This window comes from Anaerostipes sp. PC18, from assembly GCF_039789045.1.
Taxonomy (GTDB): domain Bacteria; phylum Bacillota; class Clostridia; order Lachnospirales; family Lachnospiraceae; genus Anaerostipes; species Anaerostipes hominis.
Map to the genome: position 1 here is coordinate 696,395 of NZ_CP121164.1, position 26,272 is coordinate 722,666.

Annotated in this window: 25 protein-coding genes; 22 read left to right on the forward strand and 3 right to left on the reverse strand. The window is 46.1% G+C overall.

All coding sequences use genetic code 11. The annotated features are described in order from the left end of the window. The first annotated feature begins 74 nt into the window (after nucleotides 1–74). The 5 genes from P8F77_RS03860 to P8F77_RS03880 all read left to right on the forward strand — a co-directional run bounded on the left by P8F77_RS03860 (nucleotide 75) and on the right by P8F77_RS03880 (nucleotide 2,192). A complete protein-coding gene (locus tag P8F77_RS03860; RefSeq protein ID WP_024728462.1) occupies nucleotides 75–299 on the forward strand; it encodes a hypothetical protein in 225 nt (74 codons plus the stop codon). Between the two features lie 138 nt (nucleotides 300–437). Further along, entirely contained in the window at nucleotides 438–998 is a 561-nt protein-coding gene (locus P8F77_RS03865) for a DUF3793 family protein (protein WP_024728461.1), read from the forward strand. A 13-nt stretch (nucleotides 999–1,011) separates the two neighbouring features. Continuing rightward, entirely contained in the window at nucleotides 1,012–1,449 is a 438-nt protein-coding gene (locus tag P8F77_RS03870; protein WP_024728460.1) for a flavodoxin, read from the forward strand. A gap of 61 nt (nucleotides 1,450–1,510) precedes the next feature. After that, the gene (locus tag P8F77_RS03875; RefSeq protein WP_287518514.1) at nucleotides 1,511–1,789 is read left to right on the forward strand and encodes a DUF2325 domain-containing protein; all 279 of its coding nucleotides are present in this window, start codon (nucleotides 1,511–1,513) and stop codon (nucleotides 1,787–1,789) included. Nucleotides 1,790–1,871: 82 nt separating this feature from the next. After that, nucleotides 1,872–2,192: an ATP-binding protein gene (locus P8F77_RS03880; RefSeq protein ID WP_287518571.1), complete on the forward strand. Its 321-nt coding sequence runs from the start codon at nucleotides 1,872–1,874 to the stop codon at nucleotides 2,190–2,192. A gap of 58 nt (nucleotides 2,193–2,250) precedes the next feature. On the opposite strand, the gene htpG is transcribed toward P8F77_RS03880, so the two are convergent. Next, nucleotides 2,251–4,242: a molecular chaperone HtpG gene (gene htpG, locus P8F77_RS03885; protein ID WP_024728452.1), complete on the reverse strand. Its 1,992-nt coding sequence runs from the start codon at nucleotides 4,240–4,242 to the stop codon at nucleotides 2,251–2,253. Nucleotides 4,243–4,466: 224 nt separating this feature from the next. Between htpG and P8F77_RS03890 the strand changes: the two genes are divergently transcribed. From P8F77_RS03890 to P8F77_RS03900, 3 genes are read left to right on the forward strand one after another with little or no spacing between them, the layout of a single operon-like run. Further along, nucleotides 4,467–5,954 (forward strand): FAD-dependent oxidoreductase, encoded by a 1,488-nt coding sequence (locus P8F77_RS03890; RefSeq protein WP_024728451.1) that lies wholly within the window; start codon nucleotides 4,467–4,469, stop codon nucleotides 5,952–5,954. After that, nucleotides 5,902–6,828, forward strand: coding sequence for a tocopherol cyclase family protein (locus P8F77_RS03895; protein WP_024728450.1), 927 nt, complete (start codon nucleotides 5,902–5,904; stop codon nucleotides 6,826–6,828). The genes P8F77_RS03890 and P8F77_RS03895 overlap by 53 nt, the downstream gene beginning before the upstream one ends. Beyond that, on the forward strand, nucleotides 6,825–7,277 hold the full coding sequence (locus tag P8F77_RS03900) for an NAD(P)H-dependent oxidoreductase subunit E (RefSeq protein WP_024728449.1): 453 nt from the start codon (nucleotides 6,825–6,827) through the stop codon (nucleotides 7,275–7,277). The genes P8F77_RS03895 and P8F77_RS03900 overlap by 4 nt, the downstream gene beginning before the upstream one ends. On the opposite strand, the gene P8F77_RS03905 is transcribed toward P8F77_RS03900, so the two are convergent. Beyond that, on the reverse strand, nucleotides 7,260–9,299 hold the full coding sequence (locus tag P8F77_RS03905; RefSeq protein WP_287518521.1) for a thioredoxin domain-containing protein: 2,040 nt from the start codon (nucleotides 9,297–9,299) through the stop codon (nucleotides 7,260–7,262). The genes P8F77_RS03900 and P8F77_RS03905 overlap by 18 nt on opposite strands. Nucleotides 9,300–9,482: 183 nt before the next feature. Here P8F77_RS03905 and P8F77_RS03910 point away from each other — a divergent pair, with 183 nt between their 5' ends. From P8F77_RS03910 to P8F77_RS03945, 8 genes are all read left to right on the forward strand, one after another. Beyond that, nucleotides 9,483–10,190 (forward strand): response regulator transcription factor, encoded by a 708-nt coding sequence (locus P8F77_RS03910; protein ID WP_024728447.1) that lies wholly within the window; start codon nucleotides 9,483–9,485, stop codon nucleotides 10,188–10,190. Then, on the forward strand, nucleotides 10,162–12,303 hold the full coding sequence (locus tag P8F77_RS03915; RefSeq protein WP_024728446.1) for a HAMP domain-containing sensor histidine kinase: 2,142 nt from the start codon (nucleotides 10,162–10,164) through the stop codon (nucleotides 12,301–12,303). Before P8F77_RS03910 ends, P8F77_RS03915 begins: the two co-directional genes overlap by 29 nt. Nucleotides 12,304–12,365: 62 nt before the next feature. Beyond that, nucleotides 12,366–13,583, forward strand: coding sequence for a glycoside hydrolase family 3 N-terminal domain-containing protein (locus P8F77_RS03920; RefSeq protein ID WP_347256346.1), 1,218 nt, complete (start codon nucleotides 12,366–12,368; stop codon nucleotides 13,581–13,583). A gap of 135 nt (nucleotides 13,584–13,718) precedes the next feature. Beyond that, a complete protein-coding gene (gene purC, locus P8F77_RS03925) occupies nucleotides 13,719–14,423 on the forward strand; it encodes a phosphoribosylaminoimidazolesuccinocarboxamide synthase (RefSeq protein WP_024728444.1) in 705 nt (234 codons plus the stop codon). A gap of 23 nt (nucleotides 14,424–14,446) precedes the next feature. Beyond that, nucleotides 14,447–15,874, forward strand: a complete 1,428-nt coding sequence (gene purF / locus P8F77_RS03930) for an amidophosphoribosyltransferase (protein WP_024728443.1) — start codon at nucleotides 14,447–14,449, stop codon at nucleotides 15,872–15,874. A 12-nt stretch (nucleotides 15,875–15,886) separates the two neighbouring features. Next, nucleotides 15,887–17,317: an adenylosuccinate lyase gene (gene purB, locus P8F77_RS03935; protein WP_148459626.1), complete on the forward strand. Its 1,431-nt coding sequence runs from the start codon at nucleotides 15,887–15,889 to the stop codon at nucleotides 17,315–17,317. 60 nt (nucleotides 17,318–17,377) lie between these two features. Further along, entirely contained in the window at nucleotides 17,378–18,055 is a 678-nt protein-coding gene (locus tag P8F77_RS03940) for a hypothetical protein (RefSeq protein ID WP_024728441.1), read from the forward strand. Between the two features lie 71 nt (nucleotides 18,056–18,126). Continuing rightward, entirely contained in the window at nucleotides 18,127–19,731 is a 1,605-nt protein-coding gene (locus tag P8F77_RS03945; protein ID WP_270432221.1) for an amidohydrolase, read from the forward strand. On the opposite strand, the gene P8F77_RS03950 is transcribed toward P8F77_RS03945, so the two are convergent. After that, nucleotides 19,728–20,807, reverse strand: a complete 1,080-nt coding sequence (locus P8F77_RS03950; protein WP_024728439.1) for a LacI family DNA-binding transcriptional regulator — start codon at nucleotides 20,805–20,807, stop codon at nucleotides 19,728–19,730. The two genes, P8F77_RS03945 and P8F77_RS03950, sit on opposite strands and share 4 nt — an antisense overlap. Before the next feature lie 329 nt (nucleotides 20,808–21,136). Between P8F77_RS03950 and fsa the strand changes: the two genes are divergently transcribed. From fsa to P8F77_RS03980, 6 genes are all read left to right on the forward strand, one after another. Next, nucleotides 21,137–21,790, forward strand: a complete 654-nt coding sequence (gene fsa, locus P8F77_RS03955; protein ID WP_024728438.1) for a fructose-6-phosphate aldolase — start codon at nucleotides 21,137–21,139, stop codon at nucleotides 21,788–21,790. 18 nt (nucleotides 21,791–21,808) lie between these two features. Then, the gene (locus tag P8F77_RS03960) at nucleotides 21,809–22,630 is read left to right on the forward strand and encodes a transketolase (protein ID WP_024728437.1); all 822 of its coding nucleotides are present in this window, start codon (nucleotides 21,809–21,811) and stop codon (nucleotides 22,628–22,630) included. A gap of 1 nt (nucleotide 22,631) precedes the next feature. Then, nucleotides 22,632–23,570: a transketolase family protein gene (locus P8F77_RS03965; protein ID WP_024728436.1), complete on the forward strand. Its 939-nt coding sequence runs from the start codon at nucleotides 22,632–22,634 to the stop codon at nucleotides 23,568–23,570. A gap of 425 nt (nucleotides 23,571–23,995) precedes the next feature. Next, the gene (locus tag P8F77_RS03970; protein ID WP_051405241.1) at nucleotides 23,996–24,268 is read left to right on the forward strand and encodes a hypothetical protein; all 273 of its coding nucleotides are present in this window, start codon (nucleotides 23,996–23,998) and stop codon (nucleotides 24,266–24,268) included. After that, nucleotides 24,220–24,954, forward strand: a complete 735-nt coding sequence (locus P8F77_RS03975; RefSeq protein ID WP_287518531.1) for a PTS sugar transporter subunit IIA — start codon at nucleotides 24,220–24,222, stop codon at nucleotides 24,952–24,954. Before P8F77_RS03970 ends, P8F77_RS03975 begins: the two co-directional genes overlap by 49 nt. A gap of 359 nt (nucleotides 24,955–25,313) precedes the next feature. Further along, nucleotides 25,314–26,192: a ribokinase gene (locus P8F77_RS03980; RefSeq protein WP_287518534.1), complete on the forward strand. Its 879-nt coding sequence runs from the start codon at nucleotides 25,314–25,316 to the stop codon at nucleotides 26,190–26,192. Nucleotides 26,193–26,272 lie beyond the last annotated feature (80 nt).

The window sequence follows — 26,272 nt, forward strand, 5'->3', positions numbered from 1 at the left end:
CCTTACCCTCTACCTTGACACTAATTTTATTTTCTCTGTGATAAGCTTTTTAATCATAAAGGAGGATATGAAGAATGAATACAGTTATTTGTCTGATCGGTGTCACAGCGCTGGCACTGCTTTGTGTGAAGTATGCACTGCAGCATAAAACGATACCGCTCGTAAAAAGCGTGACCAGGGAAAGTATTAAGGATAATTTAAAGCTTGATTTTACGATCAGTCCTGAAGATATGAAGATTCTGGATGCGGTTTCCACCTGTGAAGGTTCTTACAGAGACAGTGACCACATTGACTTTTAAAATGATACGAGTTTTTGGTAAGGGAATAATTGAGAATGACTCTCAGTTATTCTCTTGCTTTTTTTGAAAAGGGTGATATGATGTTGGTAGTTAGTTAATACTAACCATCGCGCGGTGTAAGAATGAAGCAGGTGTGACATGAGAGAGAAAACCTTATCAGATTTAATCGTAGAGCATTGTGCCCCGACTTTGGCGGGAATGAAATGCGGCAGCCTGTTTAACTACCGTTATCAGGAAAATGCGGCTGCAAGGCAGGAAATCCGCAGCTGGAATCAATGGCTGAATCCATGCGGGCTATATCTGGAAGCGCTGAAATGGAGAGAAGAGTCGGTCTTGGTTTATGTATACCGAAGAAAAGACCTGGATCAGAGACTCCGGGAGGAAGGAATTGCTGAGCTGCTTTTTGATTTCGGTTATTCCGGAACAGAGGCCGGACACTGTCTGAGCCATTTGAAAAGCAGGCTTTTGGCAGATGATTTTCCCCACGAGATTGGTGTGTTTCTGGATTACCCACTGGGGGATGTTCGGGGATTTATAGAGAACAGAGGGATGAACTGCCGGTTCTGCGGAATGTGGAAGGTTTACTGCGATCAATGTGAGGCACTGAAATTATTTAAAAAATATAGGAAGTGTAAAGAAATCTACTGGAAATTGTATCAGCAGGGCAGGGGTATTTTGAAGATGACCGTTGCGGCATAAGAAAGGAGTTATCATGGCAAAAGTATACATAGCATTTTGGAGCGGCACAGGCAACACAGGAATTATGGCGGAGGCCATCGCAGAGGGAGTCACGGCGGCAGGCGGGACCGCGGAATTTGTGGATGTGGAATCAGTCTCTGCGGACACACTGAAAGATGCAAAAGCATTTGCACTCGGCTGCCCTTCAATGGGAGTAGAACAGCTGGAGGAATCGGCAATGGAGCCATTTGTTGAGGAAGTAGCAGCCTTTGCTTCAGGAAAGCAGATCGCACTTTTCGGTTCCTACGGATGGGGTGACGGAGAATGGATGCGGGACTGGACAGACCGTATGAAATCTGCAGGAGCATCTGTTGTGGGCGGAGAGGGACTGATCGCCCATGAAACTCCGGATGACGATGCAAAAGCGGCCTGCATAAGCCTTGGGAAAACCCTGGTAAAGCTGGCCCAATAAAAATGATAACAAGTGCGGGAGCCGGTTTGACTGGCTCCATTTTAAACAGAGGAGGCTGCTTATGAGTGTTGTGATCATTGGAGGACACGACCGGATGGTCTGTCAGTATAAAAGAATCTGCAAAGAATATAACTGCAAAGCAAAAGTGTTTACTCAGATGAGTGCAAAACTGGGAAAACAGGTAGGAAGTCCTGACTTAGTTGTTCTGTTCACCAATACAGTTTCCCATAAGATGGTGAAATGTGCCCTCTGCGAGGCGAAAAGGAGCAAGGCCAAAATCGTCCGGTCGCACAGCAGCAGTGAGGCGGCGCTGGAATTAATTTTGGAGCAGTGTTCTTAGGAAAAACTGATAAGTAAGAAAAAGGACTTATTTGTGATACACAAAATAAAGAATATTCATCAAATGGATAAGCTTTCAGGTGATGAATGGTGAATTCATCGGTATCATGGGCAGCAGCGGGTCGGGAAAGACTACTTTTCTTAAGCTGTATACAAAGCGTGATGCAGAAAGCGGGGATGTGACACTGGCAGTCCGGGACAACGGAATCGGAGTAAAGCCCTGGGATCTTCCCTTTATTTTTGAGAAAGGATTTACCGGAGACACAAAGGAAAAGAGAAAGAATTCCACCGGAATGGGGCTTTATCTGGCAAAGCAGACGGCGGACAGCCTGGGGATACAGATCGAAATCCCGGAGGATTACACAGAAGGATTTGAGATTATATTTCGGTTCTGTAAAGTTTAGGATGAGTCATAGGTAAAAGAGAGCCGCAGACAGTCTGATATTGTCTGCGGCTCATTCTCTATTTCGTCAGCATCTGCATGATCTTATTGCTGCGTGCGATGAATTTTGTCATCTGATCGGCCGGGAGCTGTTTGTTGCTTAAAACTGCCAGGTCATAAAGCTGTTCACAGATGATCGGTGTATTCTCTGCGTCCCCGTGTTTAAACAGGTACTGTACCAGCTGGTTGTTGGCATTTAAGGTCAGAGATTCCGCTCCTCCGAACATGGCCGGGTCCATGCCTGCCATTCCGTACATTTTCATCATATCCTGCATCCGGCGGCTCTCCTCGGATAAGGTGATGACTGCGGATACATCTTCATTTTTCAGTTTGTCCACATGGACATCCAGATTTTCCTTTCCAAGAGTCTTTCTGAATAATTCCGTAAGCGCAGTCGTGATGTCGGTGAGATCTTCTTCGGAATCCTCTTTCAGGGCACCTTCCACATCGGCGTCGATCCGTTTGAACGCCAGGTTCGGATTCTGCTGTTCCAGCTGAGAGATAAACGCCGCATCAATGTTGTGTTTCAGGATGACGGCATCCAGACCCTGTTCTTTGAACATATTGATATACTGGCTCTGCTGTACTTCGTCCGTAATGTAGTAGATGGTTGTCTTGTCTTTCTCATCGGCAGGGACCGGAGCCAGGTCACTGAGTGTTAAATACTTTTGATCCATGTTCTTGAACAGAACGTAGTCTTTGATCTTTTCTCCGAATTTCTGGTCCTTGATATAGCCGAATTTAATGAACGGGCTGATATCATCCCAATATTTTTCATAGGTTTCACGGTCGGTCTTGCACATGCCGCTCAGTTTATCCGCAACCTTCTTGGAAATGTAGTCGGAGATTTTTTTCACAAAGCCGTCGTTCTGGAGAGCGCTCCTTGAAACATTCAGCGGCAGGTCCGGACAGTCGATGACACCTTTTAAGAGCATCAGGAATTCAGGGATGACTTCCTTGATGTTGTCGGCGATGAACACCTGGCTGTTGTAAAGCTTGATGGTTCCTTCGATGGAATCATACTCCGTGTTGATCTGCGGGAAGTACAAGATTCCCTTCAGATTAAACGGATAGTCCATATTTAAGTGAATCCAGAACAGAGGCTCTTTGAAATCCGCAAATACTTTATGATAAAATGCCTTGTATTCTTCGTCCGTGCAGTCGTTCGGGTGTTTCATCCAAAGCGGATGAGTATCGCTTAAAGATACCGGGCGCTTATTGATCTTTACCAGATCTTTTGCGGGAGAAACCTCGACCGTTTCTTTTTCGCCGTTTTCATTTTCCTTTTCTTCGGTCTTTGCATCCTCATGGATATGCTCGACAACCACATCCTCTTCGGTCAGTTCTGATTCGTCGATCGTCTCATATTCCTGTTCTTTATTGGCATCGGTCAAAAAGATTTCCACAGGCATGAAAGAACAGTACTTCTGAATGACTTCTTCAACTTTGGATTCGTTGGCAAACATCAGGCTGTCTTCATTTAAAAACAGTGTGATCTGTGTTCCGACCTGTTCCCGGACGCCGTCTTCGATGTCATATTCTGTACCGCCGTCGCACTCCCAGTGTACCGGAACCGCACCATCTTTGTAAGAGAGGCTGTCGATATAAACCTTATCGGCTACCATAAATGCAGAATAGAATCCAAGACCGAAATGTCCGATGATCTGGTCCTGATCTGTCTTATCCTTATATTTCTCTAAAAATTCTGTGGCTCCTGAGAACGCGATCTGTGTGATGTATTCTTCGACTTCCTCAGCCGTCATACCAAGGCCGGTATCGATAAACTTCATTGTTTTTTCTTTAGCATCAACGATGACCTGGATTTCCTCTTTGTGACCTTCCGGAAATTCATATTCGCCCATGGAAGCCAGTTTCCGGAGTTTTGTGATGGCATCGCATCCATTTGAGATCAATTCCCTGACGAAAATATCATGATCGGAATACAGCCATTTTTTAATAATTGGAAAAATGTTCTCACTGTTAATTGAAAGGTTACCATGTTTTTGTGCCATGATATACACACTCCTTTGCATTGCTTTTCTATTGACAGGTTTAATTTTCAATTCTTCGGCAGGACAAGAATCTGCCGTTCTGCATAATATTGTAGAGCCACAGAAAGGGAAAGTCAAGAGAAAATTAGCACTCAATTCATATGAGTGCTGATAATTCTGCCGTGAATAGTCCGGATTAATTTGAGCCATCCTAAAAAGAAAAATAATTGAAGGGAGGGATTTTTGTGGATACGATTTGGGAAAAGACTGTGGATATGCCTTCTTTCCCGGCTTTTCAGGGGAGAAAAAAAGTTGAGACTGCAGTGATCGGCGGGGGCATAGCCGGAATTTTGACAGCGTATCTCCTGGCACTGGAGGGAAGAGAAGTTCTCGTTTTGGAGGCAGACAGAATCGGCAGCGGACAGACAAAGGGGACTACAGCAAAAATTACAGTTTCCCATGGTCTGATCTACCAAAAGCTGATCCGTGAAGTCGGAAGGGAACAGGCAAGGCAATATGCACTGATGAACCAGACTGCGGTGAGAAAATACAGGGAATTGATAAAGGATCATCAGATCGACTGTGATTTTAAAGAATGCTCTTCCTATTTATACTCCAATTATCAGGAAGAGGCGCTGAAGGAAGAAGTACACGCGGCACAGTCACTTGGCCTTCCGGCTGATTATACGTCACAGACAGAACTCCCCTTTTCCGTGAAAGGGGCAGTCAGGTATACTGGACAGGCCAGATTTCATCCGCTGAAATTTTTAAAAGCAGCGGCGGAAGGGCTGGAGATTTATGAACAGACCCTTGTCACAGATGTGGAGAGGAACAAAATTATCACGGACCGGGGAATCGTTGAGGCGGAGAATATCGTCTTTACGACCCATTATCCCATCATGAACCGGCCCGGATATTATTTTCTTCGAATGCATCAGGAACGGAGCTACGTTCTGGCTCTCACGGGGACTGATCATATAGAAGATATGTATCTGGGAGTCGATCCAAACAACGGCCTGTCTTTTCGACCTTACGGACCATATCTCTTATTCGGCGGCGGAGGCCACAGGACGGGTGAGAATCTTTTGGGAGGGCAGTATCAGATGCTTGAGTCAAATGCCCGCCAGTACTGGGGAAATTGCCGGGTGGAAAGCGCCTGGTCCGCACAGGACTGTATGACCATTGATTCTATTCCTTATATTGGATATTACTCTTTTTCAAAGACGGGATGGTATGTGGCAACAGGATTTAAGAAGTGGGGGATGAGTTCTTCCATGGCATCTGCTCTTTTGATCACAGATTATATTATAGAAAAGAGGAATGCCTTTGCCCATGTATTTTCACCTCAGAGGCTTCATCTGAAGGCATCAGCCAAATCGCTGGCAAAAGAGGGGATGGTGACTGCCAGGAACTTTGTACTGGAGAGAATGAAGATTCCAGATGAAGAGGCGGCGCATCTTAAAAAGGGACAGGGCGGTGTGATCGAATACGAAGGGAAAAAGGCCGGGGCATATAGAGACGAGAAGGGAATTGTCCACGTAGTTTCTCTGACCTGTCCGCATCTAGGATGCATCCTCCAGTGGAATCCGGAGGAATTAAGCTGGGACTGTCCATGCCATGGTTCCAGATTTGACTATAAAGGAAATTTAATTGACAATCCAGCAAAGGAGGATTTAACACATGAAAAACCCGAATGCATTTCAGGGGACAAAAAGAAAGAAGAATTATTTTGAGGGCTGGTATTTAAAACACCAGAAAGGGGATCAGATGTTTTCGATCATACCAGCTTATCATATTGACCGGGAAGGAAATGCATTTTCATCCCTTCAGGTGATCACAAAGGAGCAGTCATGGTATTTTTCCTGGAAGGCAGAGGCTTTCTGCGGATCGGGACAGAAGTTTCATGTAGTCCTGGATACGGGAAGAGGAGAGGGGCCGGTAAGCATTTTTTCTGAGCGGGGCATTCTTCTCAATATCCATGAGGAAGGATTAAGCCTTGAGGGGAGGATCATTTATAAAAATATTCATCCGCTTTCTTCCGATATTATGGGGCCGTTCCGGCATGTGCCCGGAATGCAGTGCCGCCATGGGATCATCAGTATGCGGCATCAGCTTTTCGGAGAAGTCACTTTGAACGGATATAAGATGAACTTTGACCAGGGGACAGGATACATTGAAAAGGACTGGGGCGGATCTTTTCCGGATGCCTACCTCTGGTCCCAGAGCATATTTCCCGACAGCGGAAAGAACAGCCTGATGCTGGCGGCGGCAAAAATACCGATTGCAGGCCTTCATTTCGATGGGGTGCTTGCGGCGCTGAATTTATACGGAAAGGAATATAAGATAGGTACTTACCTGGGCGCTAAAGTAAAGACAGACTGGAAATCCAGGATCATCATCCGACAGGGGGACTTAAAACTCCGGGCCCAGCTCCTCTCCGGAGACGGAAATGAGCTTCTTGCGCCGGAACACGGGGCAATGGACCGGAGGATCAAGGAAAGTCTGTGCTGCAGAGTGAGATATACTTTTTGGGACCAGAAACTGAAGGTCCTTGATATGATCACGGACAGGGGAAGCTTTGAACAGAGTCAGAAGGAGAGAACATGAATCTACGTGTCGGTGAGATCCTAAAGTTTTATGAGAGGCAGGGGAAGCCGGCAGAACAGGAAGAGATTCTTTCTGCCCTCCGGGAGATCCAGGAGGTGCTGGGATGCATCCCGAAAGCGGTGCAGGAAGAAGCTTCCCTGCGGCTTGGGGTCAAGCCGTCCTTTCTTGCCGCATTTGTAAAAAAGTATCCTGAATTTAAGGAAGTTTCAGAAAAATATGAGATCCAGGTCTGCACCGGTCCGTCCTGCGGGGCAGGAAAAGCCCTTGAAATATTGAGGGCTGTGGAAGCTGCAGGGAAGCAGAAAGAACGGGAACAGGGAATCTCCGTTAAAATTGTGAAAGGCAGATGTACCCGGCAGTGCGGCAAAGGCCCCAATCTTAAGATCAATGGGGTCCTTCACCATCACATGACGCCGGAACAGGCGGCCGAGTTAATCCGCCTCCTTTAAGAGTGCTTCCAGGCTTTCTGCGTCAAAGACCGGAGCCTGACAGGCCCGTCCCCGGCAGAGGTAGCAGGATATTTTATCCGGAAGCACCGGATATTCTTTCGTGAACGGAGCAATGGCAGCCAGCATATCTTTGTTTCGCTCTGTTTTGACCAGTACGGTTAAGTCAGTCATCTGACGTCTGGAGAGCAGTTCCAGGAATTCTTCGGGAAGGCTCTCTTTTTTTGCCGTGATGACCAGCTGTCTGGACGGATGAAACTGGGAAGACAGCACGGTCAGGGCATAACAGTAAGCAGAAGGATGGACAGACAGATCTGCAGAAAAATAAGAAAAAGTCTGATCCATGCAGTCTCTGTATATGGACCTTCCGGTTATTTCAGATAAGATCGAGAGCACATGGAGGGCAGCGGAGTTGCCGGAAGGCAGGGCGCCGTCATAGAGTTCTTTCGGTCTTAAGATCAGTGCCTCGCTTTCACTGGAATAGAGGAAAAACCCGCCGTGTTCCCGGTCAAAAAACAGAGAGATCATGAGGTCTGCCGCCTGAACTGCCTTTTTAAGGTATTCATCCAGAAAAGTGGAGCGATAGAGGGAAAGCATGGCCAGGGAATAAAAAGCATAGTCCTCCAGCTGGCCGTCATAAGCCGCTTCCTCGCCGCACCACCGGAGAAACAGGCGGCCATCGTTTTTTCTTAAATGTTTGTCAAGGAAAGATTCTGCTTTTTGTGCGGCATAAAGGAATGTCTTTCGTCCGAAGATCCGGGATGCTTTTGTGAGAGCAGAGATCATCAGGCAATTCCAGGAAGTCAGTATTTTTTTGTCTGTGGAAAGACTGGTCCGCTTCTTTCGGTAAAGATAAAGGGCCTCCTTCATCTCTTGTAAGTCCTCCGGGTCATCCGGGAGAACAGAATGGTTCAGCAGATTCGGGATGTTTTTGCCTTCAAAATTGCCGCGGTCCGTAATATCATAGCGGCGGCAGAAAAGGCTGCCTTTTTCTTCTCCCAGAACGTGAAGGATTTCATCTTGGGTGAAAGTGTAGTACTTCCCTTCTTCCCCTTCGCTGTCTGCATCCTGACTGCAGTAAAAGCCTCCATCGGGATGAGAAAGTTCTTCTAAGACATAGGAGACGGCCGCATCAACGATTTCGGGAAAGAGAGAATTTTTACAGCATGCATAGGCTTCCCCATATGCCTCTAAAAGAAGTGCATTGTCATACAGCATCTTCTCAAAATGGGGCACCAGCCAGCGGTCATCAGTTGAATAGCGGGAAAAGCCTCCTCCGATATGGTCAAAGATTCCTCCCCGATACATACAAAGAAGTGTGTGCTTTGCCATAAACAGACTGTCCTTATCACCGCACAGTTTGTATTGGTGAATCAGAAACAGCAGCACTGCCGGAGTCGGAAATTTGGGCGCTGTGCCAAACCCACCGTTGACTTTGTCAAAGGATGCTTTAAGTTCTGCCAAAGCCTGAGCCGGGACATCTTCTGATAGGGAAACATTTTCTGACGGCCTTCGATTTGTATTCAGCTGGTCAGTGATCTCATTTCCGATTTTTAAAAGGCGTTCCCGGTCCTGTTTCCATAAGAGAGAGATTCGGGGCAGCAGGTCCATGAGGCCTGTCAGCTGGTATCGGGAAGTCTTGGGCAGATAAGTGGCCGCAAAAAACGGTTTCTGGTCAGGTGTCATAAAAACAGACATGGGCCAGCCGCCGGACCCGGTCATTACCTGGCAGACAGACATATAGACGGAATCAATGTCCGGGCGTTCTTCTCTGTCTACTTTAACGGAAATAAAATTTTTGTTCAAAAGCTCTGCCACTTCCGGGTCCTCGAAAGATTCCTCCTCCATCACATGACACCAGTGACAGGAGGCATAGCCGATACTCAAAAATACAGGCTTGTCTTCAGCTCTGGCTTTTTTAAAGGCTTTGGGACCCCATGGGTACCAGCGCACCGGATTGTGTGCGTGCTGGAGCAGATAAGGTGATTTTTCATGGATTAAAAGGTTTGGTTCAAATTTTGACATATAGGCTCCTTTCCAAATGGTTATGGCTTTAGAATATGCAGATCCTTTTTGTTTCATCCGGACATCAGGTTCTGTTATAATAAAAAGAAATACTGATTGTAAGACTTTTTTCAGAATTGTATTCAATGAAATCTCAGAATTGGATGATACACTGTGGTTATCAAGAAAAAGAGGAGGAAGACTATGGCACAGCCCAAGATTTTAGTAGTAGATGATGACAGAGAGATTGTAGGAGCGATCAAAAAGCGCCTGGAACTGGAAGGATACGATGTAGTTCCCGCCTATAACGGTCTTGAGGCTCTGGATGTGCTCGTGGAGCAGGATATCCAGCTTCTGATTATTGACATTATGATGCCGGGCATGGACGGACTTTCTGCTACCATGAAGATCCGGGAGAGCAAAAACATTCCGATCATCATCCTGTCTGCTAAGACGGAGGAGAGCGATAAGATCTTAGGACTTTCCATGGGGGCAGACGATTATGTCAGCAAACCTTTCCGGCCGGATGAGCTGATTGCAAGGGTAAAATCCCAGCTTCGCAGATATTTACAGCTCGGAAGCAAAGCAGCAGGGCCGGAAGATAAGAACAGGCTGATCCTTGGTGGACTGACACTGGATCTGGACGGTAAGTGTATTTATGTGGATGGGGAACCGGTGAAAGTCACGGCTACAGAGTTTAAGATACTGAATCTCCTGATGAGGCATCCAGGCAGAGTTTTTTCCGCCGAAGAAATCTATGAAAGAGTCTGGGAAGAAGCAGCATATGCAACAGAAAACACAGTGATGGTTCATATTCGGAGGATTCGTGAAAAGATCGAGATCGATCCGAAGAACCCAAAATATTTAAAGGTGGTATGGGGAATTGGATACAAAATGGAAAAAATGGATTAACAGCGGACTGATTGCTGCGGTGAGCATTGCCATGGTAGGCGGAGTGCTGTTCGGCATCTATCAGATGCATACCATGGATAATTATAATGACGGACTGGATTTCACAACGATCAAAAAAGGTGAGCGGATGGAAGACTCCGATTACTATGTGCACGCCGTCCAGCGGATTTTAAACAAATGGGTGAAAGAGAATAATCTGATGGACCAGAATTATGATGATGTTGAATCAGAACTCCCGTCCAATCTTGAAAACGAGATTTTTGTAAAGGCAAAACTTACGATCCAGCCTTACGGCAAAAAAGCCGTGACGAAAGAATACGGTGCCGATGCCAGGACAGTAAGAAAACCTGTATTTAAGAAAAAGATTGTGATCAACAGAAACGATACGCTGGGGTATGGATTGAATCCCAACAAAAGTATAAGAGCAAAATATGCAAGCAATGCAAATACGGATGAGACTTATAATGATGAATACGAAGATAATGTTATGTCACCGTCGGATTTTTACAATATCAGCGGAAACTCTATGAACAGGGGAAGCCTTTCCCTGCCTCAGACATTTTTTATTGACGATGCTAAGCAGCAGAGACTTGAGTCTGCAGTGATCGAAGTCGGTTTCTACGATGGATATTATAATGCGCTGAATAAACATTACAAGACGTTTCCGGATGTGAGGAAAGAACTGATGATCAAACTGTCTATATTATTGGGGGCAGAGGTTTTGGGGCTGCTTGTTCTGTCAGTGCTGTTTGCACTTCAGAAAAGCCGTGCCAGGTTCTTCAAAAATATAGACCGCATCTGGTACGAAGTGATTCTCTGCGTCATAGGATTTGGCCTGTTCCTGGTCGCAGGAACGGTGGCGACTGCATCCATCGGTGCCCTTCGGCAGGAAGAACTGATACCGATCATGACATTTGCAGGGATCGTACTGCTGATGATCGGGAGCGTATTCTCCATCTGCCTGCAGACAACGGTCTGGCGCCTGAAGGAAGGGACATTTTTAGAACACACACTTTGTGTGGGCACGGCCCGGAGATGGTACCGCAGGAACAGGCAGAGACGGGAGGCGGAGAAAGAAGCTCTGGAGTTTGCAGACCGTCTGGCCGTGGAACGGCTTTCAATCTACCGAAAAGGAAAGTACCTCATGCTTGCAATTTTCTTTGCAGGGCTGTTTATGATCGACTGGTCGCCTATTCTGGCAGTGATCGCCCTCTGTGTGGGTCTCCTTGGAATGAAATATCTGGGAGAACATTTTGATGAGGTTGCGAGGCAGCAGAGGGATCTTGGAAAACTGATCCGGCAGATCGAGAGAATCTCGGAGGGAGATCTGAAAGCCGATGCAGACATACCGAAGGAATCCCTGTATTATAACGCGTCGAAACAGCTGAGCAATATCGGAAGTGGCCTGGACAAATCCCTTCAGGACCAGATGAAAGGGGAGCGCATGAAGATCGACCTGATCACAAATGTATCCCATGACCTGAAAACGCCGCTTACGTCGATCATCAGCTATGTGGACCTTCTTGCGAGAGACAGGACACTGTCTCCGGAGGCAAGGGATTATGTGACCATACTGAATCAGAAAACGGAGAGACTGAAAAATACGATTGCTGATCTGTTTGAACTTGCGAAATCTACCAGCGGTGAGGCCAAGGTCACATTGGAGCCGATGGATCTCAAGAAACTGATGGAACAGACCCTCGAGGATATGAGTGATCAGATCAAAGAGTCCGGTTTTAAAGTGAAGTTTCAGTGTGAAGCAGAGCATACGAAATTTAAGGGGGATGTGAACCGTATGTACCGGGTAGTGCAGAATATATTGGAAAATGCACTGAAGTATTCCCTCAAAGGTACAAGGATCTTTGCCACGATCTCAAATCAGGGCAGCAGAGTCTGCCTGACGGTCCAGAATACTTCCGGTTATGAGATGAACTTTACTGAGGAGGAGATCATGGAACGCTTTTACAGAGGAGAAAAATCCAGGACCAGTGAAGGGAACGGCCTGGGACTCTCGATCGCAGACAGCTTTACTGCAAACTGCGGGGGAGAATTTAAGATCGGGATCGACGGAGATCAGTTTAAGGCTATGATCCTGTTCCCGATTCTTCCGTAGGACACAAAGTTTTAAAAGTAAGGACAATGACAGAAGTGCCATTACATGCTATAATAACTTCATTGAAGAAAGGAATTTCTATGATGAGAAGACGTATTACATGCATGCTGCTGGCACTCTGTCTTTTATTATGCGGGTGCAACATTGACGGCAAAAAGGACTATACAAAAACAGAAGATCTGGACGAAGCTACCCTTCAGGGTATGGCAAAGGATATCACAAAGGAGATGACACTGAAACAAAAGATCGGGCAGCTCTTTATGGTATCTATGTATTCACTGGATGGTTCGGGCAGCAAGAACCAGACCAAAGTAACCGGAACGATGAAGAAGACCATGAAGAAGTATCCTGTGGGAGGGATCGTTCTGTTTTCAAAGAATGTTAATTCCGAAAAGCAGTTAAAGCAGCTGATCAAAGACCTTCAGAGTGCTTCCCACATACCGCTGTTCATAGCGGCAGATGAGGAAGGAGGCAGCGTCTCGCGGATCGCCTCCAAGCTTCCGGATGCAGTCAGCCAGTATCCTGACGCCAGGGAGATCGGGGAGACTTATACGGACCGGCAGATCGCAGAGATGGGGAAGGAACAGAGCAGACAGCTTAAGGCCTTCGGGATCAATATGAATCTGGCGCCGGTGGCCGATGTGCTCTCCAATCAAAACAACACGGAGGTCGGAAATAGGGCTTTCGGCTCTGATGCCAAAGAAGTGGCTGCTATTGTAAAGACGCTGGTAAAAAATATGCAGAAGCAGCAAATTTCAGCCACGTTAAAGCATTTTCCGGGAAGCGGCGATGCCCTTGGAGATACCCACAGGGGAGCGGCGGAGACCAAACAGTCTATCCAGGAGCTGAGAAAAAAAGAGTTTCTTCCATTTAAAAGCGGTATGGAGGCAGACGCGGATGCCGTCATGGTTTCCCATCTGATTCTCACCAATGTGACGGATGAGAAAGAGCCGTGCAGTTTAAGCCAGCGGGTGATATCGGACATCCTGAGAGACGAGCTTGAGTACGACGGGCTCATTTTAACCGACGCCATGAATATGAATTCCATCACAGACAGCTATACCTCAGGGGAAGCGGCGGTGAAAGCCATAAAAGCAGGCGTGAACATTGTCGTTATGCCTGAGGATCTGGGACAGGCATTCAAGGCCGTGAAGCGTGCGGTGAAAGATGGAAAGATCGAGGAATCCGTCATTGACAAGGCCGTAAGAAGGATCTTCTATACCAAACTGAAACGGGGTGTGATACAGCCGGATACCATTCTTTTAGAGGATAACCAATAATTTTTTTGGATGTCGAAAAATAAAAATCAGTGCGATAGAAGATATTGCACTGGTATTTTATATGTGATACTATTTGTGAGGAAGCCTCCAAAGCGGGGCAATGCAGTGAAAGCAGAAGAATAAAGGAGATAAGACATGGAGAAACAGGAATTATTATATGAAGGAAAAGCGAAGAAAGTATTTACAACAGAAGATCCGGATTTATTAATTGTCGACTATAAAGATGATGCGACAGCGTTCAACGGAGAGAAAAAAGGAACCATCATCGGAAAAGGCGTTGTAAATAACCGCATGTCCAACTACATGTTCAAGATGCTGGAAGAAAAAGGTGTTCCGACACACTATGTACAGGAACTCAGCGACCGTGAAACAGTCGTAAAAAAGGTGGAGATCGTGCCTTTGGAAGTGATCGTCCGCAATGTGGCTGCAGGAAGCTTTTCCAAGAGACTCGGGATCGAGGAAGGCTTTGAACTGTTAGAGCCTACCCTTGAATTCAGCTACAAAGATGATAATCTTGGGGACCCATTGATCAACGAATATTTTGCTTATGCCATCGGTATCTCCAACCGCAAAGAAGTAGAACGTATCACTGAGTATGCATTTAAAGTAAATGAGGCATTGATCGAGGAATTCAAAAAGATCGGCATTAAACTGGTTGACTTTAAGATCGAATTCGGCCGCTATAAAGATGAAGTCATCTTAGCAGATGAGATCTCTCCGGACACATGCCGCCTTTGGGATTTAGAGACAAACCAGAAATTAGACAAGGACCGTTTCCGCAGAGATTTAGGAGACGTGGAAGAGGCATACGAAGAAGTATACAGAAGACTTGGTTTATAATTTATTCACAGAGAGGCTTGAAAATGGACATAGAACGTTTTGACAAGTTAGGAGAAGAGTGCGGCGTCTTCGGAGTCTATGATTTTGACGGCAATGACGTGGCTTCTACGATTTATTATGGTTTATTTGCGCTTCAGCACCGGGGACAGGAAAGCTGCGGGATCGCGGTTTCCGATACCAATGGTCCGAAAAGGAAGGTTTCTTCCAGGAAGGGTATGGGACTCTGTAATGAAGTCTTTACCCAGGAGTCTTTAGGCGAACTGAAAGGCGATATCGGTGTCGGCCATGTGAGGTATTCTACTGCAGGACAGAGCTGTCCCGAGAATGCGCAGCCGCTCGTATTAAATTATGTCAAAGGTACTCTGGGTCTGGCCCACAACGGTAATCTGATTAATGCGCTGGAGTTAAGGCATGAACTGGAATATTCCGGAGCTATTTTTCAGACGACCATAGATTCTGAAGTGATCGCTTACCATATTGCCAGGGAGAGGGTCAATACCCACAGTGTGGAAGACGCAGTGGCAAAGGCCATCCGCAAGATAAAGGGCGCATACTCTCTTGTGGTGATGTCTCCGAGGAAGCTCATTGGGGCAAGAGATCCATATGGCTTTAAGCCGCTCTGCATCGGAAAGAGAGACAATGCCTATATCCTGGCGTCGGAGACCTGTGCTCTGGACACGGTAGGCGCTGAGTTTGTCCGGGATGTGGAGCCGGGTGAGATCGTTACGATCACAAAAGACGGCATTCAGTCGGACTGCAGTATGTGCCTTCCAAAGGGCGAAGCTGCCAGATGTGTCTTTGAATACATTTATTTTGCGCGGCCGGACAGCTGTATCGACGGAGTCAGCGTGTACCAGTCAAGACTTCAGGCGGGAAAATATCTGGCGATCGATTCGCCGGTGGATGCGGACGTCGTCGTGGGAGTGCCGGAATCCGGCAATGCCGCTGCACTGGGCTACTCTCTGGAATCGGGGATCCCTTATGGAACAGCTTTCGTGAAGAATACTTATGTGGGACGAACATTTATCAAACCGAAGCAGAGCAGCCGGGAGTCCAGCGTGCAGGTTAAGCTGAATGTCTTAAAAGAATCTGTAAGAGGAAAGAGAGTCATCATGATCGACGACTCTATCGTCCGGGGTACAACCAGCGACCGGATCATCTCCATGCTCAGAGAGGCGGGAGCCAGTGAGGTCCACGTAAGAATCAGTTCTCCGCCGTTCTTATGGCCGTGTTATTTTGGGACCGATGTTCCTGCCAGAGAGCAGCTGATAGCGTATAACCGAAGTATTGATGAAATTTGTGATCTGATTGGAGCGGACAGCCTGGGATACTTAAAGACTGAGAGATTGGAACAGCTCTCTGAGGGGCTGTCGATCTGCAAAGGCTGTTTTACGGGAGAATATCCGATGGAACCGCCGAAGGAAGATATCCGCGGAGATTATGATAAATAAGGAGAAGAATTCATGAACAATAAATATCAGAGCCCCTTATCCGAACGATATGCCAGTAAAGAGATGCAGTATATCTTTTCACCGGATATGAAGTTCAAAACATGGAGGAAACTGTGGATCGCACTGGCCGAAGTGGAAAAGGAACTGGGACTTTCTATTACACAGGAACAGATCGACGAGCTGAAAGAACATGCGGAAGACATTAACTATGATGTTGCAAAAGAGCGTGAGAAGTTAGTCCGCCATGATGTGATGTCCCATGTTTATGCCTATGGAGAGCAGTGCCCTAATGCTAAAGGGATTATCCATCTGGGAGCTACTTCTTGCTATGTTGGAGACAATACTGACATTATCATCATGACAGAGGCATTAAAGCTTGTGAAGAAAAAGCTTGTGAACGTGATTGCTGAGCTTTCCAAGTTTGCTGTAGAATACAAAGACCTTCCGACCCTTGGTTTTACGCATTTCCAGCCTGCACAGCCGACAACAGTCGGAAAACGGGCAAGCCTCTGGCTGATGGATCTTGTGTATGATCTGGAGGATCTTGACCATGTTATCGATAATATGCGTCTTCTCGGGTCCAAGGGAACGACTGGGACTCAGGCAAGCTTTTTGGAACTGTTTGAGGGAGACCACGGCACGATCAAAAAGATCGACGGTATGATTGCTGAAAAGATGGGATTTGACAAGTGCCAGCCGGTATCCGGACAGACCTATTCAAGAAAGATCGACTCCAGAGTACTGAATATATTAAGCGGCATCGCACAGTCTGCCCATAAGTTCTCCAATGATATCCGCCTCCTCCAGCATTTGAAGGAGGTAGAGGAGCCGTTTGAGAAGAATCAGATCGGATCTTCCGCTATGGCATACAAGAGAAATCCGATGAGAAGCGAACGTATGGCTTCCCTGGCTGACTATGTGATCTCAGATGCCATGAATCCTGCGCTGGTAGCTTCTACCCAGTGGTTTGAGAGAACTCTGGATGACTCAGCCAATAAGCGTCTTTCTGTGCCGGAAGGATTCCTTGCTATTGACGGCATTCTGGATCTGTACCTGAATGTCGTGGATGGTCTGGTCGTTTATCCTAAGGTTATTGAAAGCCGCCTCATGAAAGAACTTCCGTTTATGGCAACGGAAAATATCATGATGGACGCAGTAAAAGCAGGCGGAGACCGCCAGGAACTTCATGAGAAGATCCGTGTACATTCTATGGCGGCCGGGAAAATGGTCAAAGAAGAAGGAAAAGAAAACGACCTGTTGGAGAGAATCGCGAACGATCCTTCCTTCGGAATGACGATGGAACAGCTGGAAGCGATTATGGAACCGAAAAATTTCGTGGGACGTGCACCGCAGCAGACAGAGGAATTTGTCAGTGAAGTTATAAAGCCGATCCTGGATGAAAATAAAGAAATGCTCGGTATGACAGCCGAGATCACGGTATAGTATTCATATGACGGAAAGCTCCTTTTAAAAGGGGCTTTTCTCTGCTTATAGGGGATGATAATGTATTATTTTATTGTAAATCCAAATGCAGGGTCCGGCAATGACTTTGCCAGGGGGATGGGGTATTCAAAAGACCCGAAAGAGAGGCTCAGGAGCATTTTAGCAGATGAGAACGGGGCCGTGATCAATGTGGGAAACACTTTTGCTCCCGATGACTCCGGGTGTTTCCTCGTCAGCTCCGGGATAGGATATGACGCACGGGTGTGCCATATGGTCAATCACGCAAAGACAAAAAAGCTGATGAACCGGCTCCACATGGGAAAACTGACTTATCTGGGGATCGGTCTTCGCGGCCTGTTTGCGGCTGAACTGTTTGCGGTGCGCCTGGTTCTTGATGATTCCAGAGAAGAAATATTTCATGATGTGCTGTTTGCATCGGTCCATAACCTGCCTTATGAGGGCGGGGGCCTGAAATTTTCACCGGATGCCCGGCCGGATGACGGTTTTCTGAATCTGTGTATTGTGGCAGGCATATCAAAGGCAAAGATGATTCGTCTGCTGTCCAAAGTACCAGGGGGAAAGCATATTGGCTGTCCGGGTGTTTACAGCTTCCGCTGCCGGAAGGCAGAATTTTTTATGGAGAAACCTCAATTCTTTCATATGGACGGAGAAGTGCCTGGGCAGTTCTGCCACGTGACGGCAGGGATCGGTTCTGAAGATTTGAAGATTTTGGGCTGACCGGAGGAGTAAAAATGTCCCGGTCTGTAAATCCTAACAGGGACAATGATTTACAGAGAGGAAGGGATCAGATGGACAGGATATACTATAACGGGAATATTCTCACAATGGAAGACACCCAGACAGAGCCGGAGGCGGTTTTGATATCGGACGGGATCATTGCATTCACAGGAAGCCTGGAAGAAGCAGTGAGGGCTGCGCAGCATCCGGAGATGATAGATCTTAACGGGAAGACCCTGATGCCGGCGTTTATAGACGGACACAGTCATATTTCTCTTGTGGCACAGTTTTCACAGTTTGCAGATTTGTCCGGATGCGAAAGCTTTTCAGATATCAAAATGCGCCTGGCTGCATTTCAGAAGGAAAAAAAGATTGGTGCAGGCGGGGCTGTCATAGGTGTGGGGTATGACCACAATTTTCTGGAAGAAAAGAAGCACCCGGATAAACATATATTGGATGAAGTGTCAGATCAAGTACCCGTATTTGTCCTGCATGCGTCCGGGCATATGGGGGTTGGAAATTCAGTTTTATTAAAAGAGTCAGGGATCGACGCGTCGACACCGGATATGGAAGGCTCCAGATTTGGCAGGATACCGGGAACTATGGAACCGGACGGGTATGCGGAAGAGACGAAGGCACTGAACCTGCTTCTGGCTCAGGTATATGCAAAGATTCCAAGGGACCCGAAAGCACAGATAGAGAAAGCCCAGGAACTTTACCTGTCCTATGGAATTACTACGGTTCAGGACGGTGCGGCATCCGGACAGGATGTGGAGGCTTTATTTGAGGCCGCGAAAGAGGGGCTGCTGAAAGCAGACGTGGTTTCTTATGTTCTCGTCGGTGAAGAACCTGAAAAGCTGGAGCGGGAATATGCAGAGCTTAAAAAAGCATACTGGAATCACATGAAACTGGGCGGACGGAAAGTGATCCTGGACGGATCTCCACAGGGAAAGACCGCGTGGCTGTCGAAACCCTATGTGGGAGAAGAAAAGTACCGGGGATATCCGGCAATGGAACGGGAGAAAGTACAGAAATATGTCCGGGATGCCATAGAAAGCGGTGTACAGATCCTCGCTCACTGCAACGGAGACGCGGCTTCTCAGCAGTGGATCGACAGTTTTGAAAACGCTATGGAACAGTGCGGTGTCTCAAAAGACGATGATTTGAGGCCGGTCATGATCCACTGTCAGACAGTGCGGAAAGATCAGCTTCTCAGGATGAAAAACATTGGTATGATCCCGTCTATGTTTGTAGACCATGTTTACTACTGGGGTGACATTCATTTAAAGAATCTGGGAGAAGAAAGGGCAGAAGCCATAAGTCCTGCCAAGTCTGCATTTGAGCAGGGGCTTTGTGTGAATTTTCATCAGGATGCGCCGGTGGTTCCTCCGGACATGCTGCATACGGTGTGGTGTGCAGCAAGCCGCATGACCCGGGAAGGAAAGAGCCTGGGAGAAGAGGAGCGGGTCAGTGTCTATGAGGCGCTGAAAGCCGTGACGATCAACGGGGCCTATGCTTATTTTGAAGAAGACAAAAAAGGGAGTATAGCCGAAGGAAAATTTGCAGACCTTGTGATCCTCGATCGGAATCCACTGAAAACACCTATCTCAGAACTGAAAGACATCAAGGTGACGGAGACGTTGAAGGAGGGAGAGACTGTGTACCGGAAACGCTAGGTGTTCCTGGCTTTTCCGGTACTTTTTCTTTTGACGATGAACGGCTCAAACTCAAGTTTTGTCACGAAGCTCCTCGGCCTGTTTTTTGTCTTGGATTCCCTGTGTCTCACTATGATATCCACTGCCTCCCGCCCCTTGGCCTCGATAGAGTGTTCCACCGTTGTGAGGGAGATCCTTCGCATGTCTGCCATGGGAATGTTGTCAAAGCCGCAGACAGAAAAATCGTTCGGAACCTTGTACTTCATATCAAAAAGGGCATCTAAGATTCCCAGGGCGACCATGTCGTTGTAGGCCACAAATGCAGTGGAATCTGTTCCCTCGGTAAGGATTTCTTTGGTCAGGTTAAAGCCGCAGGAATACTCCAGCATGTTCGGGGAAAGGGTGTTGTACTCACCGGTCGACACAGAGCGGCAGGTGACATTTTCCGGATCAAAGCCATGCTCATAGAAGGCCTTTTTCAGTCCCTCAAAGCGCTTGGACCGGGAACGCTCGATCGTACTCATGGGCGTTGAAACGTAGGTGATTTTTCGGTGTCCGAGAGAGAGCAGGTGCTCTGCTACCAGATAAGCCGGTTTGGTGCTGCTGACATGGATGGAGTCAAACATGATGTCGTCATTTTTGTCTCCGATGTTGATCACGGGGATATGTTTGGACATTTCATTTACATCCTCAAGCCACGAAGTCGGGTACAGGTAGACGATGCCCGCCGCGTCAAAATCCTGGATCATATTCAGGTAGAACTGCTCGGTGTTGGGATTCCTCAGAGTAGGGGCCGCGAAAGTGACATATCCGTAGTCGTGAGCGCGCTCTGTGATAGAATGGACAAGAATCGAATAGTAGTGATTGGATAAGAAAGGACACATGATGACAATCACTTTGGAAAGCCCGACCAACTGAGCTTCCTTCTTTTTCTTTTTTTCATATCCGAGTTCCTTTGCCGCATTTAAAACTTTGAGCCTTGTTTCCTCAGAAAAAGATACATTGTTTTTTTTGTTCAGAATCATTGACACTGCGGACTGGGAAACATTTGCATATCTTGCGATATCTTTTGTAGTAACCTTTTTTTTTGAAGCCATAAATCCTCCTAATCAAAAAAATATTTATTAATTAATATTCATTAATAAAAACGAGATATATTACTAATAAAATAAAAAATATTAATTGCCTGACAAAAGCATAACATAAATGGAATAGAAAAAACAGATAAAACCTAGGTTTTTTTTGATGGGTGAATTTGGTATACAATAACCATAAATTTTCGGCTATTAATAAACCATAAAATTATTAATAAATTCACTTTAAATCGCATAAACACTGGGGTTTAAGAGTTTGACAAACCGGGGGGATACATGGTTAAATGATACCAGAGCAAAAGTGCAGCAATTCATTTTAGGAGGAAGATAATATGAGATTTTTTTTAGACACAGCAAATGTAGAAGACATTAAAAAAGCAAACGACATGGGTGTGATCTGCGGAGTAACAACAAATCCGTCACTGATCGCTAAATCCGGAAGACAGTTTGAAGATGTCATCAAAGAAATCACTTCTATCGTAGACGGAGCTATCAGCGGGGAAGTCAAAGCGACGACAACCGATGCAGAAGGAATGATCAAAGAGGGAAGAGAAATCGCAAAGATCCACCCGAACATGGTAGTTAAAATTCCTACAACTATAGAAGGGTTAAAGGCTACAAAAGTATTATCTTCTGAGGGAGTTAAGACAAACCTGACTCTCGTATTTAATCCGACACAGGCACTGCTTGCAGCAAGGGCAGGAGCTACATATGTTTCTCCATTCTTAGGAAGATTAGATGACATTTCTCAGAATGGTCTGGATCTGATTGCCGATATTGTTGAGATTTTTGAGGCAGGCGGAATTGATACACAGATTATCTGTGCAAGTGTCCGCAATCCGATCCACGTAATCGAGTGTGCGAAGATGGGCGCAGACATCGCTACCGTACCTTACAATGTCATTGAGCAGATGATGAACCATCCTCTGACAGACCAGGGAATCGCAAAATTCCAGGCAGACTATAAAGCAGTATTTGGAGAATAAGAAAGGTTGGGAGAAAAAATGACAGTGGCAGAATTACAAAAAACAGCCAATGAGATCCGTAAAGGGATCATAAAAGCGACACACGCTGCAAAATCCGGACATCCGGGCGGATCTTTATCATCCGCAGACATGTTTGCATATTTATATTTTGAAGAGATGAACATTGATCCGGAAAATCCCAAGATGGAAGACAGAGACCGTTTCGTGCTGTCCAAGGGACATGTAGCGCCGGGACTTTACTCCACACTTGCAGAGAGAGGATTCTTCCCTAAAGAAGATTTACTCACACTGCGCCATATTGATTCTTATTTACAGGGACACCCTGACATGAAGAAAATCCCTGGAGTCGACATGTCCAGCGGATCTTTGGGACAGGGCATCTCCGCGGCAGTGGGAATGGCTGTGGCTGCAAAATTACAGGGAAAAGACTACCGCACTTACACCCTGCTTGGTGACGGAGAGATCCAGGAAGGACAGGTATGGGAAGCTGCCATGAGCGCAGGGTTCAGAAAGCTTGACAACCTTGTTGTCATCGTGGACAACAACGGCCTTCAGATCGACGGAAAAGTTGACGATGTGTGTTCACCATATCCGATCGATACAAAATTTGAAGCGTTCAACTTCAATGTGATTAATATCGACGGACATAACTTTGACGAGATTGCCGACGCACTGAAAAAAGCAAAAGAGTGCAAAGGGAAACCGACGGCTATCATCATGAAGACCGTCAAAGGAAAGGGAGTTTCCTTCATGGAAAATCAGGTCGGATGGCATGGTTCTGCTCCGAATGACGAACAATGTGAACAGGCATTGAATGAATTAGAGAAGGTGGGATGTTAAGATGGCAGATGTAAAGAAAATCGCAACCAGAGAAAGCTATGGAAATGCCCTGGCTGAATTAGGAAAAGAAAATCCAAACGTAGTAGTATTAGATGCCGATCTGGCAGCTGCTACCAAGACAGGCGTGTTTAAGAAGGAATTTCCGGAGCGTCATATTGACTGCGGTATCGCAGAGTGCAACATGGTGGGAATGGGAGCAGGTCTTGCTGCCAGCGGTATGATCCCGTTTGTCAGCACATTTGCAATGTTCGCCGCAGGACGTGCATATGAGCAGGTAAGAAACGGTGTGGGATACCCTCACTTAAACGTAAAAATCGGGGCTACCCACGGCGGTATCTCCGTTGGAGAAGACGGTGCGACTCACCAGTGCTGCGAGGATGTGGCGTTAATGCGCACAATCCCTGGGATGACGGTCATCGTGCCTTCCGATGATGTGGAAGCAAAGGCAGTTGTAAAGGCAGCAGCAGAACTTGACGGACCTGTATATATGAGATTCGGGCGTCTGGCTGTGCCTGTGATCAATGATACAGCAGACTATAAGTTTGAGATTGGAAAAGGTACTGTGTTAAGAGAAGGTACCGATGTGACCATTATTGCAAACGGACTTTGTGTAGGTGAGAGTCTTGAAGCTGCTGAGAAGCTTGCTGCTGACGGAATCAATGCAAAAGTCATCAACATGGCAACGGTAAAGCCGCTGGATGATGAGCTGGTGATCGCCGCAGCAAAAGAGACTGGAAAAGTGGTTACAGTGGAAGAACACTCTGTGATCGGAGGACTCGGAAGCGCTGTATGCGATGTGCTGAGCGAGAAAGCACCGACTCCGGTACTGAAACTTGGGGTACAGGATGTATTCGGACATTCAGGACCGGCAGTGGAACTGATCAAAGAATTCGGACTGGACAGCGAAGGAATTTACAAGAGCGTGAAAGCGTTTGTATAGAAAAAAATATTTTATAGGATTGAAAAAGAGATCTCAGTTGAGGTCTCTTTTTTAGTTATTCGAATAGTTATTCGAAAAGTTCTCTGTGCAGGATGTTTGAGTTTTTTACCACTATTTCCGGCACGCTTTAAAATGTGTTCCTCCAATAGTGATAAAAAACTATTGTTAGATAATTCCATTTGTTCGATGAGTACTTATCCAGTAGATATTACGTCTATTTTCTACATGATTGGAGTGAGGCATTCTAAGAGCCGAACGAAAATCATGTGGAAAATGTCATACAACTTTCCTCGATGAAGGCAAAAAATCTACCGCATTAAAATGTCCTGACTCAATAATTTGATGAAAATTTTCTATGCTATACTTAAATTATCAAAAAGGAGGTGTGAAAGGATTTCAATTTTATTGAAAGGAGCCTGGAAGAGATGAGACGTTCAAAAGATAAATTCTATAAGAGACAAATATTTGACTGCCTCATGGAAGGAAAAGTAGTTGCAGCCGGGGAGATTACACAGGAAGTCGGCCTTTCTGAAAAATCTGTGAGAAACAAGCTGGATGGAATGAATGAATTTCTATTGCAGAAGAAATCCAGCGCAAGCCGAGGGAGGAGGTGTTCCATGTACACTTCCTGTCAGAGGATATCTTATTCTTGTCCATTCAAATCCTGTGTTCTAAATTCCTTGGTATTTCAGAAGTAGAACTTACCCTGGAGCAGGTGAGGAAATATGATAATAAGCTGGTTGAATTCGTAGACAGAATGTTAAAAATGATTGGGGATGTTCTGGAAGTAGACCTGACATCGGATAAGAAGGTCAAAGAGAGTTTGATCGTGCATCTACGCCCTACAATTTTCAGGTTAAGATACGGCACTCCTCAGGACAATGCCCTGATTGACTTTATCAAAGAGAGAATACGGAAGTTTGTGCCGGAAATAGGGAAATTAGTGTTTGTCAGTACACACGACTACAAAACAGAGGACTATTGGGACTATGATCTGATCATTTCGTCGAAGGATATGAAGACAAAGGACAAGAGAGTTGCAGTGATTCCGAATATTTTAAATAAAAATGGTATTGTTGGGCTGAGAAATCATTTGGATGATATGAATTCTCAGATGATCGAGAATGAAAATCCTTTTTCTCCGGAACTGATCTTTGCGGAACTGAAGGTTCAGACAAAAGAAGAATGTTTACAGGTTATGTGTGAGGCCATGAAAAAAAAGGGAGTCGTAAAAGATGATTTTTATGGCACCGTCATGGAACGGGAGAGAAATACGACAACAACGATCGGAAATGGGATCAGCCTTCCCCATGGCTCGCCGACTGCCGTCAATGAGCCAAAGGTCGCGGTGGCTTTTTTTAGAAGAACCGGTCATCTGGGATGATGAGCAGATACAGATTGTATTTTTGCTGGGGTTTAAAATGAACACGAGAGATGAGATCCACCGTATACAGTTATTCTACAAGGAATATGTATCCCTGATCGATACGGAGGAAAAGATCAAGATGCTCAGGAACCCGGCTTCATAAAGGAAATTCAGAAAAGAACTGAACAGAAGGTGTACCCGGCACTGAAAGAAAATATTTGTATCGTACCGGCACAGCTTGGAGAAGACTGCGGTCTGATCGGAGCCGCATATCTGGCAATGCAGAAAGCAGGCTTATAACATATGGGTTCTGAGAGGGTATGAAATATATCCGGAGAATGATATAATAAAATCAAAAGGTGTGGGAGGCAGTTTATATGAAAGTTTTAAATTACGGTTCCTTAAACTATGATTTTGTATATCAGGTAGATCACATCACAGAGGCAGGAGAAACGCAGGCATCTGAAAAAAGGGAAACCTTCTGTGGAGGAAAAGGGCTGAACCAGTCCATAGCCCTTGCAAAAGCCGGAGCAGAGGTTTTTCAGGGCGGAACGGTCGGCGCTGACGGACAGATGCTTCTCGATGAACTGAATAAATACGGGGTGGACACCTCCTTTGTGCGGAAAATTGACGGCGAGACCGGACATGCGGTCATACAGGTAGACCGGAATGCACAAAACGGAATTCTTCTATTCGGAGGAGCGAATGTGAGGCAGACAAAGCATGAGATGAATCAGGCTCTGGATGCATTCGGACAGGGAGATTTTCTGCTGATCCAGAATGAGATTAATCTTTTAGACTATCTCATTGACAGTGCATTTGACCGGGGGCTTCGCATTGTCTGCAACCCTTCTCCTTATAATCGAACTCTTGAACAATGTGACTTTTCAAAAATTTCTATTTTTATGCTCAACGAAGTAGAAGGTTTTCAGATGACAGGGGAAAGAGAGCCGGAAAAAATCCTGGATGTGATGGCGGAGCGGTTTCCTCAGGCAGAAGCCGTGCTGACTTTAGGGGAAAAAGGTGCTGTTTACCGGAAGGGAACTGTGAAGGTCAGGCAGGACTGTATACCGGCTGATGTGGCGGACACCACTGCCGCAGGAGATACTTTTACCGGCTATTTTATCGCAGGTATTATAGAAGGGATGAGTCCCGCGGACAACTTGAAACGGTGTGCGAAAGCGTCATCCATAACTGTATCCAGAAAGGGAGCGGCACCGTCAATACCGACATCGGATGAAGTCGATATTATTTGAAGTTTCTGAATATTATCTTATATGGAAAAATATGTTGTTTTTCTTTCCTTGCCGGAGTATAATAATATTAACACAAAAGA

Coding starts and splice junctions, on each gene's coding strand:
- P8F77_RS03860 (WP_024728462.1), top strand. CDS start 75: ATGAATACAGTTATTTGTCTGATCGGTGTCACAGCGCTGGCACTGCTT.
- P8F77_RS03865 (WP_024728461.1), top strand. CDS start 438: ATGAGAGAGAAAACCTTATCAGATTTAATCGTAGAGCATTGTGCCCCG.
- P8F77_RS03870 (WP_024728460.1), top strand. CDS start 1,012: ATGGCAAAAGTATACATAGCATTTTGGAGCGGCACAGGCAACACAGGA.
- P8F77_RS03875 (WP_287518514.1), top strand. CDS start 1,511: ATGAGTGTTGTGATCATTGGAGGACACGACCGGATGGTCTGTCAGTAT.
- P8F77_RS03880 (WP_287518571.1), top strand. CDS start 1,872: ATGAATGGTGAATTCATCGGTATCATGGGCAGCAGCGGGTCGGGAAAG.
- htpG (WP_024728452.1), bottom strand. CDS start 4,242: ATGGCACAAAAACATGGTAACCTTTCAATTAACAGTGAGAACATTTTT.
- P8F77_RS03895 (WP_024728450.1), top strand. CDS start 5,902: ATGAAAAACCCGAATGCATTTCAGGGGACAAAAAGAAAGAAGAATTAT.
- P8F77_RS03900 (WP_024728449.1), top strand. CDS start 6,825: ATGAATCTACGTGTCGGTGAGATCCTAAAGTTTTATGAGAGGCAGGGG.
- P8F77_RS03905 (WP_287518521.1), bottom strand. CDS start 9,299: ATGTCAAAATTTGAACCAAACCTTTTAATCCATGAAAAATCACCTTAT.
- P8F77_RS03910 (WP_024728447.1), top strand. CDS start 9,483: ATGGCACAGCCCAAGATTTTAGTAGTAGATGATGACAGAGAGATTGTA.
- purC (WP_024728444.1), top strand. CDS start 13,719: ATGGAGAAACAGGAATTATTATATGAAGGAAAAGCGAAGAAAGTATTT.
- purF (WP_024728443.1), top strand. CDS start 14,447: ATGGACATAGAACGTTTTGACAAGTTAGGAGAAGAGTGCGGCGTCTTC.
- purB (WP_148459626.1), top strand. CDS start 15,887: ATGAACAATAAATATCAGAGCCCCTTATCCGAACGATATGCCAGTAAA.
- P8F77_RS03940 (WP_024728441.1), top strand. CDS start 17,378: ATGTATTATTTTATTGTAAATCCAAATGCAGGGTCCGGCAATGACTTT.
- P8F77_RS03945 (WP_270432221.1), top strand. CDS start 18,127: ATGGACAGGATATACTATAACGGGAATATTCTCACAATGGAAGACACC.
- P8F77_RS03950 (WP_024728439.1), bottom strand. CDS start 20,807: ATGGCTTCAAAAAAAAAGGTTACTACAAAAGATATCGCAAGATATGCA.
- fsa (WP_024728438.1), top strand. CDS start 21,137: ATGAGATTTTTTTTAGACACAGCAAATGTAGAAGACATTAAAAAAGCA.
- P8F77_RS03960 (WP_024728437.1), top strand. CDS start 21,809: ATGACAGTGGCAGAATTACAAAAAACAGCCAATGAGATCCGTAAAGGG.
- P8F77_RS03965 (WP_024728436.1), top strand. CDS start 22,632: ATGGCAGATGTAAAGAAAATCGCAACCAGAGAAAGCTATGGAAATGCC.
- P8F77_RS03970 (WP_051405241.1), top strand. CDS start 23,996: ATGAGACGTTCAAAAGATAAATTCTATAAGAGACAAATATTTGACTGC.
- P8F77_RS03980 (WP_287518534.1), top strand. CDS start 25,314: ATGAAAGTTTTAAATTACGGTTCCTTAAACTATGATTTTGTATATCAG.